This window comes from Thaumasiovibrio clandestinus (genome assembly GCF_047250365.1).
Taxonomy (GTDB): Bacteria; Pseudomonadota; Gammaproteobacteria; order Enterobacterales; family Vibrionaceae; genus Thaumasiovibrio.
Genome location: NZ_JBLBVL010000006.1, coordinates 53,536 through 67,593 on the forward strand (window position 1 = coordinate 53,536; position 14,058 = coordinate 67,593).

15 protein-coding genes are annotated in these 14,058 nt (G+C 43.9%); 3 read left to right on the forward strand and 12 right to left on the reverse strand.

Annotated elements, in window-relative coordinates; genetic code table 11:
• Positions 1–55: 55 nt before the first annotated feature.
• Entirely contained in the window at positions 56–331 is a 276-nt protein-coding gene (locus tag ACKLNH_RS10430; RefSeq protein WP_413112197.1) for a hypothetical protein, read from the reverse strand.
• 437 nt (positions 332–768) lie between these two features.
• On the opposite strand from ACKLNH_RS10430, the gene ACKLNH_RS10435 reads away from it, so the two are divergent.
• Together ACKLNH_RS10435 and pyk are read left to right on the forward strand one after the other, a co-directional pair.
• Positions 769–1,623, forward strand: coding sequence for a MurR/RpiR family transcriptional regulator (locus tag ACKLNH_RS10435; RefSeq protein WP_413112198.1), 855 nt, complete (start codon positions 769–771; stop codon positions 1,621–1,623).
• Between the two features lie 103 nt (positions 1,624–1,726).
• Positions 1,727–3,172, forward strand: a complete 1,446-nt coding sequence (gene pyk, locus ACKLNH_RS10440) for a pyruvate kinase (RefSeq protein ID WP_413112199.1) — start codon at positions 1,727–1,729, stop codon at positions 3,170–3,172.
• A gap of 85 nt (positions 3,173–3,257) precedes the next feature.
• Here pyk and ACKLNH_RS10445 read toward each other — a convergent pair whose 3' ends face one another.
• The 5 genes from ACKLNH_RS10445 to ACKLNH_RS10465 form a co-directional block, all read right to left on the reverse strand.
• Positions 3,258–3,473, reverse strand: coding sequence for a hypothetical protein (locus ACKLNH_RS10445; RefSeq protein ID WP_413112200.1), 216 nt, complete (start codon positions 3,471–3,473; stop codon positions 3,258–3,260).
• Positions 3,474–3,674: 201 nt separating this feature from the next.
• Positions 3,675–4,403, reverse strand: coding sequence for an amino acid ABC transporter ATP-binding protein (locus tag ACKLNH_RS10450; RefSeq protein ID WP_413112201.1), 729 nt, complete (start codon positions 4,401–4,403; stop codon positions 3,675–3,677).
• Complete coding sequence (locus ACKLNH_RS10455) at positions 4,390–5,040, reverse strand: amino acid ABC transporter permease (protein ID WP_413112202.1); 651 nt, start codon at positions 5,038–5,040, stop codon at positions 4,390–4,392. Before ACKLNH_RS10455 ends, ACKLNH_RS10450 begins: the two co-directional genes overlap by 14 nt.
• A gap of 12 nt (positions 5,041–5,052) precedes the next feature.
• Entirely contained in the window at positions 5,053–5,721 is a 669-nt protein-coding gene (locus ACKLNH_RS10460; RefSeq protein ID WP_413112203.1) for an amino acid ABC transporter permease, read from the reverse strand.
• A 13-nt stretch (positions 5,722–5,734) separates the two neighbouring features.
• A complete protein-coding gene (locus ACKLNH_RS10465) occupies positions 5,735–6,523 on the reverse strand; it encodes a transporter substrate-binding domain-containing protein (protein WP_413112204.1) in 789 nt (262 codons plus the stop codon).
• A 417-nt stretch (positions 6,524–6,940) separates the two neighbouring features.
• Here ACKLNH_RS10465 and ACKLNH_RS10470 point away from each other — a divergent pair, with 417 nt between their 5' ends.
• Positions 6,941–7,180 carry an RNA recognition motif domain-containing protein gene (locus ACKLNH_RS10470; protein WP_413112205.1) on the forward strand — a complete coding sequence of 80 codons (240 nt, stop codon included), beginning with the start codon at positions 6,941–6,943 and terminating at the stop codon, positions 7,178–7,180.
• Positions 7,181–7,364: 184 nt separating this feature from the next.
• Here the strand turns inward: ACKLNH_RS10470 and ACKLNH_RS10475 are convergent, their stop codons facing one another.
• The 6 genes from ACKLNH_RS10475 to tyrR all read right to left on the reverse strand — a co-directional run bounded on the left by ACKLNH_RS10475 (position 7,365) and on the right by tyrR (position 13,897).
• The gene (locus ACKLNH_RS10475) at positions 7,365–10,277 is read right to left on the reverse strand and encodes a beta-galactosidase (RefSeq protein ID WP_413112206.1); all 2,913 of its coding nucleotides are present in this window, start codon (positions 10,275–10,277) and stop codon (positions 7,365–7,367) included.
• 240 nt (positions 10,278–10,517) lie between these two features.
• On the reverse strand, positions 10,518–10,682 hold the full coding sequence (locus tag ACKLNH_RS10480; RefSeq protein WP_413112207.1) for a hypothetical protein: 165 nt from the start codon (positions 10,680–10,682) through the stop codon (positions 10,518–10,520).
• A complete protein-coding gene (gene gloA2, locus ACKLNH_RS10485; protein WP_413112361.1) occupies positions 10,651–11,034 on the reverse strand; it encodes an SMU1112c/YaeR family gloxylase I-like metalloprotein in 384 nt (127 codons plus the stop codon). Before gloA2 ends, ACKLNH_RS10480 begins: the two co-directional genes overlap by 32 nt.
• Positions 11,035–11,147: 113 nt before the next feature.
• Complete coding sequence (locus ACKLNH_RS10490; protein WP_413112208.1) at positions 11,148–11,747, reverse strand: HD domain-containing protein; 600 nt, start codon at positions 11,745–11,747, stop codon at positions 11,148–11,150.
• A complete protein-coding gene (gene rimJ, locus ACKLNH_RS10495; protein WP_413112209.1) occupies positions 11,740–12,333 on the reverse strand; it encodes a ribosomal protein S5-alanine N-acetyltransferase in 594 nt (197 codons plus the stop codon). The genes ACKLNH_RS10490 and rimJ overlap by 8 nt, the downstream gene beginning before the upstream one ends.
• 1 nt (position 12,334) lies before the next feature.
• Positions 12,335–13,897, reverse strand: coding sequence for a transcriptional regulator TyrR (gene tyrR, locus ACKLNH_RS10500; RefSeq protein ID WP_413112210.1), 1,563 nt, complete (start codon positions 13,895–13,897; stop codon positions 12,335–12,337).
• Positions 13,898–14,058 lie beyond the last annotated feature (161 nt).

A 14,058-nucleotide genomic window follows, 5' to 3' on the forward strand; every position in this document is an offset into this window, starting at 1 on the left:
CATGGTAATACCATATAGTCACCGTCACTCACCTGCCATTACGGTTTGCCCGTTATCAGTGAACTTTAATTCTAACCACCTTCATAACCTCTACTTCAAATCCTGCCACGGATTCTAAGTTTGGGTAATAGGTCATATTTACCCGTTGCCCTTTCAAGCTTTTATATTTCTGCTTTCGCTTGAACTTAAACGCAATATCACAGCCTTCTATCATCAATGTATGCTGCACCCAGTCGTCCACTTCTCGTTGGGTATGTGAGACAACCTTGACACCATCGGAATGAACCAAGCCGTGATGTTTCGTTAGTAACTTATCAACGGGGGATTTCATATTGCATTGGCTCTGTCATTTACTTCTCCAAAATACGGGATAATTGATCCAAATACCCTAGCGTAGATACTTCTTTACGCGCTCATTATGCCAATAAGCTGACGCGGATATCATCAAGCAAGTATTATTGTACAGATCCAGGCAGCACGTAACACCTCGATATAATCACTGGTGTATATTCAATTTTTGCTGGAAAAAAATTTCTACCTAATGAAATTTTTTGACAAAAAACCGCGAATTGTGCGATTTTTATGATTAAAAGTTGATAGCTACCATCAAAACTGTAAGTAAAAAACTAGACTTACTTCAAATTAACACATCTCTCTCGGTGCTTTTTTAACAAATAGTGCCGATAAGCATGTATAGTTTCTAAAGACTATAAGTAAGTACATACGAGTACTTCATAACTGAGAGACATTTAGGTCGATTCTCCTACTATGAATATCCTTGAAAAAATTCAAAAAAATATTGATCAATTCAGTAAATCAGAACGTAAAGTGGCTGAAGTTATTATCGCATCGCCACAATCAGCTATTCATTCAAGCATCGCAACGCTTGCAAAGATGGCCGATGTCTCTGAGCCAACCGTTAATCGATTTTGTCGCCGCTTAGATACTAAAGGATATCCGGACTTTAAGCTTCACTTGGCACAAAGCCTTGCTAATGGCACGCCTTACGTCAACCGAAATGTAGAAGAGAGCGATAGCGCCGAAGCCTACACCAACAAAATATTCGAATCGACAATGGCTTGTCTTGATGTGGCAAGAAATACCATTGAGCCTGCTGAAATCAACCGCGCTGTCGATTTATTGATTCAAGCCAACAAAATTTCGTTTTTTGGTCTTGGTGCGTCAGCGTCCGTTGCACATGATGCAATGAACAAATTTTTCCGCTTTAACATTCCAATCAACTGTTTTGACGATGTTGTTATGCAACGAATGAATTGTATTAATTCGACCGTTGGCGATGTCATGTTCCTGATTTCTCACACTGGCCGAACAAAAAGTTTGGTTGAGATTGCTCGAATGGCACGTGAAAACAATGCCACGGTTATCGGGCTAACCAGCAAAGACTCCCCCTTAGCCAAAGAGTGCTCGCTGGTGATCTCGGTTGAAGTCCCTGAAGACACAGATGTATACATGCCAATGGCAAGTCGCGTTGTGCAAATGACCGTTATCGATGTGCTCGCCACTGGCTTTACTCTACGTAGGGGCTCTGGTTTTAGGGACAATTTGAGACGCGTCAAAGATGCGATTAAAGAATCGCGTTTTAACAAAGAAGATGTGATGTAAAAAAACGCCGTGATAATTATCACGGCGTTTTTTTATCTGTTTGCTAATGACTCTATTCACTAAAAGATAATGACCTACTAACGTTACTTCTATGGAGAGAAACATGCCCCATCCTTTACGCCGTACCAAAATTGTCACCACCCTTGGTCCTTCAACGGATAAAGACGATGCCATTCTCGAGGGCGTCATCAAAGCTGGGGCAAATGTCGTTCGCCTGAATTTTTCTCATGCAAATGCAGACATCCATAAAACACGGGCTGAAAAAGTACGGCAAATTGCTGCCAAACTTGGAAAGCACGTTGCGATTCTCGGTGATTTACAAGGTCCTAAAATACGTATTTCATCATTTAAGGCCGGATCTATTTCTCTATCTATGGGGGATAAATTCACCTTAGATAGCGACCTTCCTACTAATGATGGTGATCAACACTGTGTTGGGTTAGCCTACAAAGCACTACCCAGAGATGTTCGCACTGGCGATGTTTTGTTACTTGATGATGGTCGAGTTCAGCTAAAAGTTAACGCTGTTGAAGGTAACAAGGTACACACAGAAGTCGTGGTTGCGGGTACGCTATCAGACAATAAGGGTATCAATAAAAAAGGCGGTGGACTGTCTGCTGAAGCGTTAACCGACAAGGACAAACGTGACATCGTCACTGCTGCTGAGATTGGGGTAGACTTTCTCGCGGTTAGTTTTCCTCGCAACGGCGAAGATATGAATTACGCACGTTGCTTGGCGCGAGAAGCAGGATTAAAAGCTCAGCTTGTCGCAAAAGTAGAACGGGCTGAAACGGTCGCCACTGATGAAGCGCTCGACGATATAATAAAAGCATCAGATGTTGTCATGGTCGCGCGCGGCGATCTCGGTGTCGAAATCGGTGATCCTATGCTCGTCGGCGTGCAAAAAAAACTTATCCGTCGTGCTCGCAGCCTTAACCGTACTGTGATTACTGCCACTCAAATGATGGAGTCGATGGTCAGTAGTCCTATGCCTACCCGCGCGGAAGTGATGGATGTCGCCAATGCCGTTATCGATGGCACAGACGCCGTTATGCTATCTGCAGAAACCGCAACGGGTGATTATCCCATTGAAACGGTAACAGCAATGGCTGAGGTCTGCATTGGTGCAGAGCAGATGAAAAGCCTCAATGTTTCAAATCACCGCATGAATAAGGTCTTTCCAAGCGTTGAAGAGACAATTGCGATGTCGACCATGTATGCCGCCAATCACCTTGAGGGTGTTAAGGCTATTATTGCCCTAACAGAGTCAGGCCGAACCCCGTTAATGATGTCACGTATTTCATCAGGGTTACCCATCTTTGCACTGTCCCGCAATGAAGGTACGTTGAAACGTACAGCGCTGTATCGCGGGGTAACGCCAATCTATTTCGATAGCGAAGATCTGCTTGGGCTTAAGGCGGCCAAGAGTGCCATAAAAGAACTCGTTATTCGTGGAATGATTGATAACGGTGATATGGTTATATTCACCCAAGGTGATGTCATGGATCAGAGCAAAACCACCAATAACATGCGAATTCTGACAGCCTAACCGCTTAATATCATTTAGAACAACTGATTTAATGCTATAGCACAACAACGTTAAGCCCTACCAAGGTAGGGCTTAACTTACTTCATTATGCTAAGGCAAGTTTAGGGTTATCAGAACGGTGTAATTGTATATAACCGATAAATACCAATAGACTACAAATCATCATTACCGCTGTCATTGCTACCACGCCTTGTGTGATATAAGCAGACACCAACCCACTTGCGCCAAAACACAACGACATCTGTAAGAAATTAAGCAGCCCCGCTGCCGTTGCGCTGCAGTGCTTAAACGGTTTAAGCACAAGTTGCTATTTTGCCAGCCAGTTGTTCACTATCATGTCTAGATAAGGTGGCTGGAGAAAACTGTATCACCTGTAGATCTGCATGCATCTCATCAAATGACGCATAACTCATACAAAAAAAGCGAAGTAAAAAGCTTACTTCGCATTAATCTAATTACTGATTTGATTAAAATGTTGATTTACTCGACAAACAACCTAACGCTACCTAACTGCAGCTAAAAAATTTTGTAACTCAGGCGTTTGCGGGTTGGCAAACACCTCATTAGCAGCCCCAGTCTCCCATACCTTACCTTCGTTCATATAAATAACACGATCACCGACATCACGCGCAAAGCCCATTTCATGCGTGACCAAAATCAATGTCATTCCTTCAGCTTTTAACTGCTCTAGCACCTTAAGAACTTCACCAACCAACTCTGGATCTAACGCCGAGGTAATCTCATCACACAACAACACCTTGGGTGACATCGCTAACGCTCTGGCAATCGCCACACGCTGCTGCTGCCCACCAGACAAGTTTTCTGGATACGCATCAAACTTATCACCCAGCCCGACTTTATCCAGCACCTCTTCAGCCAGTTGACGACATTCCTCTTCGTTTTTTTTCAATACTAGCTTTGGTGCTAGCATCACATTTTCTCCAACCGTTTTATGCGGGAATAGATTAAAACTTTGAAACACCATGCCAACGCTGCGACTTAACAGACGTAATTTATAGTCATCGTTCTCTACCGACTGACGATCAACAACAATCACACCATCTTCATAGGTCTCCAAACCATTAACGCATCGCAACAAGGTACTTTTACCTGAGCCACTGCGGCCAATAATAGAGACAACCTCACCCGCATTAACTCTAAGATCTACCCCTTTTAGCACATGGGTTTCACCATAATATTTATGGACATTTTCCATACTAACTAGTGACATGGGTTTTCCCCTCTAAATAACGTGCCCATAACGACAACGGAAAACAGATTGCAAAATAGAGTAAAGCAACAAGTGCAAATACCTTGAAAGGTTGGAAAGTGGCGTTGTTTAGCATGGTGCCTGCCTTGGTCAGTTCAACAAAACCAATAATGGACGCTAACGCTGTCCCCTTTACGATCTGCACAGAAAAGCCTACCGTGGGTGCAATCGCTACCCGCACAGCCTGGGGAATGATGACATGCCACATAGTTTGCATATACGTTAATCCTAGCGTTCTGCACGCTTCCCACTGCCCTTTCGGCAGAGCTTCAATGGACCCTCGCCAAATATCATGAAAGTACGCGCTACTAAAGAGCGTTAGCGACAAAATGGCAGCCGACCACGCACTCACTTCCACCCCCACTAACGAGAGGCCAAAGAAAGCGAGAAACATCTGCATCAATAGCGGTGTGCCCTGAAAGACTTCCACATAGATCTGGATTAACTTAGTTAACCAACGGCTACGCGTGGCACGAAGAAAGGTCATTATTCCGCCGACCACTCCTCCCCCAAAGAACGCCAACAACGACAACACCACCGTCCAACGCCCCGCTAATAGGAGATTTTTTAGAATATCCCAATCCGTAAATTGCATCATTGCATGGCGCTCCTATACCGACGAATTCTTGAACGTGAATTGCCTAATTTGGCTAAAGACCAATCGCATCGCCATCGCCAACACCAGATAAATCAACGCCGTAACGATGTAAGCTTCAAAGCTTAAAAAACTCCGTGACTGAGCGAAGTTTGCCGCAAACGTTAGATCTTCAACAGAGATTTGCGATACCACCGCAGAGCCCAGCATCACGATAATGCACTGACTAGTCAGAGCCGGATAGACACGCTGAAAGGCAGGCGGTAACACCACGTGCATGAAAGTTTGTGCCTTCGATAGCCCAATGACCTTGCCTGCTTCCCACTGCCCTTTTGGCGTGACATCAATGCCAGCACGAATTATTTCTGCACTGTATGCACCTAAGTTAACCACCATGGCTATCGTCCCTGCCTGCCACGCAGACAATTTAATGCCCAGCGCAGGTAGACCAAAGAAGATAAAAAACAGCTGCACGATAAATGGCGTATTGCGCACCAACTCAATGTACGTGGCGCAAACAAACCTAAATGGTCTACCGCCACTGGTACGCGCCACCGCACATGCCGTGCCTAGTAGTAGCCCGCCAATTGTCGATATCAACGTCAACTGTATCGTTGTCCAAATACCAGACACGAACTGCGGCAAATAGGGCACTAAACCAGAAAAGTCTATTTGATAACTCATCAGCAACTCCGCCTTAAGCTTCTAAATCCGCAGGGAATGGGGCTTTAAGCCAGCGTTGTGAAATTTTATCCAAAACACCCTCTGTTTTAGCTTGCTTAATTAGGCGGTTAACTTCTTGTAATAACGGCTCTTCCCCTTTCAATACACCGACAAAGCAAGGCGAATTCTTTAGCATAAACATGGGTTCTGGGGCGCGATCTGGGTAACGGGTTGCAATTTCTGTCACAACAAGGTTGCCTGTGGCAATTAAACTAATTTGACCAGAAAGAAAGGCCGACAGCGTGCCGTTATTGTCTTCATAGCGTTGGATGGTGGTTCCCGCCGTCACCAAGTCACTCAGTTCAATGTCCTCAACAGAGCCACGGGTTACCCCAACTGTTTTACCGTCAAGATCCTCTGGCGAAGCAACAGCTTCCGCTTTTTTACCAAATACACCCAAGAAGAACGGCGCATAGGCATCACTAAAATCAATCGCACGTTCCCGCTCTGGGTTTTTCCCCATACTCGAGATCACTAAATCAACCTTACGCGTTTGCAAGTAAGGAATACGATTGGCGCTGGTAACCGGAACTAACTCAAGGCGGACATTCATCTGTTCAGCCAAGTAGGCTGCCATATCAATATCGTACCCCTGCGGCTCTAAACTGGTACCAACGGACCCAAATGGAGGAAAGTCCTGAGGCACTGCCACTTTTAAGACGCCTTTTTCTTGAATAGACTCAAGTTGAGAGGCATGTGAAATTGACGTTAGTATCACTGCGATAGTGAGCAATACACCTGAGAACGTTTTCATTAACTTCATCGTTATTTCCCTATAGTTTGTTAATCATCCGTTTGTAATATCGTTTATTTAGTTATTGCTATAAATAATGTGTTTCCGACCTCACCTAAGCACCTGATAGCTATAAACAATTAATATATATGCAACTAGTATGCCTAGTGAGCATTTTTACGCTATGTCACTGTTTATAAGGTACTTTATGAGCAACTAGATTAAATTAACCATGCTAAAGGTGAAGATAAGCTCAATGAAAGTGCAGACATGCTATTTATTGGTGCAATAGAACATCATGAAGCAGAGTAATCTAGTAAAACGCTAAGAAGTTAACGAAAGGTCTATTACACGAAGAGACAACACTGCAAAGACAAAAGATTTGCTTGGTTTACTGGGTTTAACCTGCGACAATCCACACCAAACCCCAATATCAAATGGTTCATTATGAAACTTTTAGTCCGCAACCTTGCGCGTACCACTACGGAACAAGAGCTCCGTGTACTTTTCTCTGAGCATGGCGCAGTAACTCTATGCAACCTAGTCTTAGACCAAGAGACCGGGCAGTCAAAAGGGTTTGCATTTGTCGAAATGCCAAATGACGATGAAGCAAAAGCAGCGCTCAAAAGCTTAAACCTTACCTCAGTAGCAAAAAGCAAAATACGGGTAAAAGTCGCGGATAAATAATTCGGCGATAATATTGCGTAGAAAAATGCCAGTGAGAGAGACTTTCACTGGCTTTTTTATTTTCATTCAACTACGACCCCCAATAGTTATAGTTAGATTGACATAAGTACTTATTTGTGACTTCTTACCGCCTTTGATCGAGCGATGAGAAGTCACTCTAGTACTGTATTTACTTAGATTACAATTAGTTCAAATTGCCAAATCGCCGGTTGTATAAGTTTCGGTTAACTTCTTTTGCAGACTCAACTAAAGGCTCATATGGCGTGTCAGTGACTGTCACAAAACCAACGTTGTAGTTTTCGCCATCCCATGCTCGGCCCGTAACTGGAGAATCCATGTACTGGAACCAGTGTGCGCCAACAAAATATGGGTTATCAATCACACTTTCCATATACTGAGCGTAAGATTCCGCACGCCCTTTTTGGTTATCACTGCTTATAATACCTGGGTGGAATAACCCAGAATCAGTTGAACCAAAGTGAAACTCACCAATAATGCTTGGCTTATCAAGCTCTGGTAAGTGACTCCAGTCGCCTTTTGCATTTAAGTCCGTGGCATAGAGGTTGTAACTCATTACATCAACATAACGAGCTGCGGCCGAAGCGGCTTCTGGTGTAACACCCCAGTCAGAAAAACGTACTCCCATGTATAAGTGATTTGGTAGCACTTTTCCCATCTCTTCACTGACTACAGCAAAGAACTTATCTGCAAATGCATCAAGCAATACTGATAGGTCCGCTTTAACGGCATCCGTATACGCACCTTGGTAGTTGAAGCCTTTACCAAACTCTTTCCAAGAAGTCACATCAGTTCCCCAAGCCTCATTGAACTTCTCTATAGAGCCATACTTTTCTTTAAGAATCCTATCAAAAGCAGCTTTACTTGAACTTGCTTCTACACTTTCACGTAAACCAGATACGGCTAATGCGTAATGGTTGGTATCATTAACCGTATTACCCCAGCTCAACTCGTTATCAACGAAGTAACCGATACACCACGGATCCTTATCGACTTCTTCCCCCAACTCTTTTGCCATTGTGGCCACAGAAACACGAAATTGTGGATCAAACGGGTCATGCATTGCCCACCAGTAGTCATTACCTGTGCTAACACGTTGGTGATCACCTGTTATCCAGCCATGCGCGGTATAAGGCACTTTATCGTTTTTGCGATACATAGGATCTGACCAGTTACCTAATGAGGTGAAACCCCAATCTTGCATTCGCGCTAATGTCACATCTTTCCAGATTTCAATCGCTTCTTGTGCAGAGTCGGTATCGTATTTACGTTGCAAGTTTGCTGAGTAGAAACTGAATAGCTCACCATGCTTGATCGGCCCCGTATGAATCATCTGTGTATAGCTGTAGTTGTCAGCGAGTGGATCACCGAAGTCTGGTAACCATTCAAACATGCCACGACGTAATGGTGATGCTTCCACACGAACACGCTTGTCATCCACATAGCGTTCTGTCGCAACTTGGCTTGGGCGCATGCCTTTTGTATCTGCCTCTACCGCATCAGCAAAGTCCATACCTGTAACGGTGTAGCTGTCATCCATACGAATGTTATCAACACCAGTAGCGAAATAGAGATACCCTTCAGGGTCAACAAGTGCCCATTTCCCGTCCACTTTCTCAGTTCGGAAATAACCAGTAGCTTCAAATTTTGGACCTTTTGACCAACCACCATATTTAGAGCGATCATCCATTAGCGAAGCACTCTTTAGTAGCTCTTTGTCAACTCTGGCTTGTGCTTTCAATTGAGCAACATCCGTTACTTTTTCTGGCCATGTTTCTTCTTGATACTGACCAAACTCATCCAATAAACTAGTGTAACGAGTTGTATCTGTACTTAGGTTAGGAATTAGAGAGAAGTTATCTATAACTAATGTCGCCTCTTTTTGAGGGTTCATCATATAAAGTTGAACACTAACGATGTTGGAGAGATCAAGTTCAGACTCTCCCCAGCCAAAGATTACTTGGCTCGCTGAGAATGATTTTTTGGGCGGCTCACCACGCATGCCTGAATCTAAACCTTCAGCCAAATCTTTAAAGGTGAAGTAATATTTATCTTCCGAGTTTGCTGCAATTTGTACATAGCCTGTACGGCTATTCACTGCACCTGTCGCTGTGCCACCCAGCTTTTCATCGAGAGCGTCATCAACACGCACAAATAATTGCATGCCTGAGTCTCCGACATTCTTCGCATCAAATGCAAGCGCCACATCACCATACTTCGACCAATCCCAAGCTTCACCGTTTTTACCCGCTGAGAACTTAATAGTAGGGTAATCTTCATCTGTGGTGTAATGTACTTTAATCGCTGAGCCCATGTCAGAATTCACGATATCGACATTAGTACCCGTGTAATATTCAACAACCTCATCCATCCCACTTTCAAAGTCAGTAATAGTCAATAGTGTTGGGACTTGAGATTCAATAACCTGTCCTTGGCGAGCCTCTGAAAGAACAAAATCTCCCGTACGTTCGATAAAATCAATGTCATGCACCACAATTTTTTGCTCTGCTATAGGACCTACAGCGTAGAATTGGAACTCAGCAATATTGCGCAGATCAAGCTCGCTGCCTCCACGGTAACCCTCAATGTTCATCTCTGTACCATTGAAAAGGAAATCAACTGTTGTCGTTTTCCCTGCAGGTAGATATATCGGTAGATCTAGTTGGTGTGCTGCAGCTCCCATAATGCCAATGTTGTCAGAGACTTTAATTTCGATGCGTGCTTCTTGATCTCCTGGGTTTTCAAGTGTTAACTGCAACCCGCCTTTCGTATTCCAATCGTATGAACCTGACTCTGGATGAAACTTCACGTTCGGCCATTTGGAGTTAACTTCTGATTCAGATATTGCATCAAACACGATTTCAAGATTTTCCCCAACTGCGTTATATGAAGCATGCGTGTTGGCTGCTTTTGATAAAAACCGCTCATCCGTCATGACAACTTTTTGGACGGCACTACTCATATCTTGTTGAGTAGCTCCATTACTGGGAGTGTCAGGTGTTTTTGTAGCGGCAATACTACCTGCAGCCAGAGTGCTAGCAATAATAGCGAGCACGATTGAATTTTTATTGAAATGCACAGAGATTCTCCTTTTTATAAATCTAAGATCTTGATAACCAATTTACACAATACTACATACCAATAACGACTCCTGATGTGATCAAGGATCCATTATTGGTCGACATGCTGGCCGGTTATCCGTTCTGTGCGCTAGACAACAAAAAAAGCTGCGATAACGACTATCGCAGCTTTTCCATTATTTTATGCAGTTAAGTCTACAACACGTGTTTTCTACGCACACAACCTAAAATAGCAATGATTAGCAAGAGAATACATTCAATGAGCCAACAGTGCGCAGCTGTGGTTCGTTTGGAACCGCAGGTAGATCGACTGGCTCTTCTTGTAGTTGCATGTACTCTCTAAATACAGTGGTCACTTCCTGACGGAGCAGGCTATTTTTCGTAGAGCTCCAACGGGAGTCCATCAGGATCCTTAAAAAACGTATATTGCTTTCCTGTCAGTTCATCGACACGAATGGGCTCAACATCAATACCATAAGACAACAAATACTCAGATGATGCGGTCACCGATGCTACCGCAAAGGCGAGATGCCTAAGGCCGGTTGCCTCTGGATTATTGATTCTTGACGGCGGGGATGGAAACGAAAACAACTCGATTTGATGACCATTTGGAAGTGCTAGATCAAGCTTATACGACTGACGCTGCGCGCGATACGTTTCAGCTATCACTCGCAATCCAAGAACGTCAGTATAGAAGTGCTTCGACTTCTGATAATCAGTACAAATGATGGCGACGTGATGAAAACCTCCAATAATCACAGCCTTGCTCCTATGTGCCCAGATCCTCTGTGCCTAGTTCCTATGCCTATTGCCTACTACAAAAAACAGCCCACAATCAGGCTGCCTTTTGTCTATCGCTCGGAGCGTGACTAAGGTTTAAGCCAGCCCTGTTCAACAGCATGCTCTATCACTTGGGTCATTTTTTCCCATAAAATAGCGGAGCCATCAGCAATGCGTCCATTGACTCGAATAACTTGGTCTCGAGCGACACCATGCTCGACCCAGCTTTGTCCATCATTGTGATGGTTTAACAACATAGGCACCATACGATCTAACGCTTTTGCGTAGCGTGCTTCTGCTGTTTGCGCTGCTTCAAACTCTTGCCATAACGCATAAAGCACTACTGCCTGATCTTCAGGCAACATACCAAACAACCGTTCCGCTGCTGCGATCTCGTTCTCTTCTTGGGCTGCACTTGCCACCGTATCATAAACAAAGGTGTCGCCAGCATCGATCTCCACGATATCGTGAATGAGTAGCATTTTTAGCACTTTCGCTAATTCAACCGGCTGGTTGGCATGCTCTTCTAGCAACACCGCCAGCAAGGTAACTTGCCAGCTATGCTCGGCACTGTTCTCTAACCGCCCTTGCGCTGATTTTACTTTTGTACGTCGTAATACATTTTTTAATTGATCGACTTCGATTATCAGCGCTAACTGTTTCTCGAGACGCTGCCATTGCTCAGTCATAATTATTCCACTGCATATTCGTCAATGAAGTGAGGATATGGTCTTCCCACTTCCCATTGATTAAAAGGTAATCTTTTGCTTTCCCTTCTATTACAAAACCTTGTTTCTCTAAAACTTTAGCACTCGCACTATTGTGAGGCATATACCCTGCCATAATGCGGTGCAAGTTTTGTTCATTAAACATCCATTGATTGGTGGCCGCTAACGCTTCCGACATATATCCCTGCGATTGACAGCGTTCATCCATCGAGTAACCGACATAACACGAATGCATTGGACTGCGAAGTACATTACTGTATGTAATAACCCCGATCACCTCATCCTGCTGCTGTTGTCGAATAACAAAATAAAATGCCAAGCCATGCTTTTGCAGCTCAACTAACTGGATAATCCTCTGTTGCCAACCACTGAGAGAAAAGTAGTTCCCTTCTCGCCGTGGCTCCCATGGCGTCAAAAACTGTCGATTTCGAACGTAATAGAGGTTGAGCGCACTCGCATCCCGAATCGTCGACAAAGCGACACTTAGGCGTGAGGTCTCAAGCACTATATCGTGACTATCTGCGCCAAAACGTAATTTTTGCAACATACTACGACTTATTGATGGCATATTCTCTTAACTTATTCGCTACTGCGGTATGCGAGACACCTAATCGTTTAGCTAATTTTCGCGTTGATGGAAAAGATTTATACAGATTGGCGAGAATTGACGCCTCATAACGTCCCATGATCTCATCCAACGTCCCGTCTAAACTTGCTTCATTGATGAGAGTATTACTCTCTAGCTCAGGCAACTGCAGGTCTTCTTCATCCAATCGCATTCCCTCAAGCTGGGATAAGCTGCGTAATAGGATGTTTCTCAACTGACGGATATTTCCTGGCCAAGGGTACTGTACCAATGCTTGCTGGGATCTCTCTGTTAATTCAGGTTTCGCTTGTTGTAGTTCCGCACTAAATTGCGTTACAAATAACTCAACCAACGGCAGAATATCGGCAGTTCGCTCGCGTAGTGGCGGAATCGATAATGACAAAACATTGAGACAATAATAAAGGTCTTCTCGGAATTTACCTTCAGCTACCAATTCAGATAACTTACGCTGGGTAGAACATATAACACGAACATCTACGCGTTGTTCTTGCTCTTCACCCACTCGACGGAAACTCCCATCTTGCAAAAAGCGCAGCAATTTAATTTGTAAATGGGTCGACATTTCACCCACTTCATAAAGGAATACAGTGCCACCATCAGCCTGTTCAAAAATGCCTTTTTTTGAAGAACCATCTGACTCGATATAACCAAATAGCTCAGTTTCTGCCGCAGCATCTGGCATGGACAGGCAATTTAAAAGCAAAAATGGCTTTTCCGCGCGCTGTGAACGACGATGACACGCTCTGGCTAACACTTCTTTGCCAGTGCCAGTCTCACCTTGAATCAATAAAGGAGCATCAAGCAGCGCTAACTTTTTCGCCTGTGCCAATAGCTGCTTATAACGGCTCGATACACCGATCAAATGCTCAAAACCTGTATTATCGTTCTCTTGACGCCAAATTAAACGTTGTGTACCTGTAACAGCCTTCAATAACACAACGGCACTGGCTAGCACTTGTGCTTTTGCTTCATCAGAGACATACACAGGCATGACTTCAATAATATAATCAAGGCCGCCTATCACCACCATTTGACTATGCATTGGCGGAATGCTGTTTTGTGTTGGGGTGTAATCACGCTTGTGCTTTTCAAGCCAACGAGAATAGTTAAATTGGCTTAAATATTCATCAATATTTTGCCCTTTAATTATTTCCGATGACACACCAAGTAGATGACTGGCTGATTGATTGGCCAACGCCACCTTACCGTTAAGATCAACAGAGAAAACCGGATCAGGTAAGCTACCTAAGAGTGCTTTAAGTTCTTTGTGCTCCCGTTCACCCGGCATAAATTGAATTTTTCTAACATCTATCACCCCGTCAATAAGGCGGATCTGAGACATTAGCTTACTAAATGCTTCAAACTCAATTTCAGGGCAATTCAAAAAGATAATGCCGGAGGTATCTATCTCGATCCCCCGTAAATCAATCTCTTTTTCTGCCAGAATATCCAATAGTTCACGAGTAAGACCTAACCGATCCTCGCACTGCACTTCAAGACGCATAATTGATAGCCTTTAAAACCTAAATATACACACCGACCTATGGTGCGTCATCCGTAAACTGTCAGGATAAGTTGACAGCTCTTCAAGTTTGCGTTGCTAGCGGTGTCTAGTCAAGATACCAATCGCTAAAACATGCGCTAACACGGTCAGTTGCACACTCA

Coding starts and splice junctions, on each gene's coding strand:
- ACKLNH_RS10430 (WP_413112197.1), bottom strand. CDS start 331: ATGAAATCCCCCGTTGATAAGTTACTAACGAAACATCACGGCTTGGTT.
- ACKLNH_RS10435 (WP_413112198.1), top strand. CDS start 769: ATGAATATCCTTGAAAAAATTCAAAAAAATATTGATCAATTCAGTAAA.
- pyk (WP_413112199.1), top strand. CDS start 1,727: ATGCCCCATCCTTTACGCCGTACCAAAATTGTCACCACCCTTGGTCCT.
- ACKLNH_RS10450 (WP_413112201.1), bottom strand. CDS start 4,403: ATGTCACTAGTTAGTATGGAAAATGTCCATAAATATTATGGTGAAACC.
- ACKLNH_RS10455 (WP_413112202.1), bottom strand. CDS start 5,040: ATGATGCAATTTACGGATTGGGATATTCTAAAAAATCTCCTATTAGCG.
- ACKLNH_RS10460 (WP_413112203.1), bottom strand. CDS start 5,721: ATGAGTTATCAAATAGACTTTTCTGGTTTAGTGCCCTATTTGCCGCAG.
- ACKLNH_RS10465 (WP_413112204.1), bottom strand. CDS start 6,523: ATGAAGTTAATGAAAACGTTCTCAGGTGTATTGCTCACTATCGCAGTG.
- ACKLNH_RS10470 (WP_413112205.1), top strand. CDS start 6,941: ATGAAACTTTTAGTCCGCAACCTTGCGCGTACCACTACGGAACAAGAG.
- ACKLNH_RS10480 (WP_413112207.1), bottom strand. CDS start 10,682: ATGGACTCCCGTTGGAGCTCTACGAAAAATAGCCTGCTCCGTCAGGAA.
- ACKLNH_RS10490 (WP_413112208.1), bottom strand. CDS start 11,747: ATGACTGAGCAATGGCAGCGTCTCGAGAAACAGTTAGCGCTGATAATC.
- rimJ (WP_413112209.1), bottom strand. CDS start 12,333: ATGTTGCAAAAATTACGTTTTGGCGCAGATAGTCACGATATAGTGCTT.
- tyrR (WP_413112210.1), bottom strand. CDS start 13,897: ATGCGTCTTGAAGTGCAGTGCGAGGATCGGTTAGGTCTTACTCGTGAA.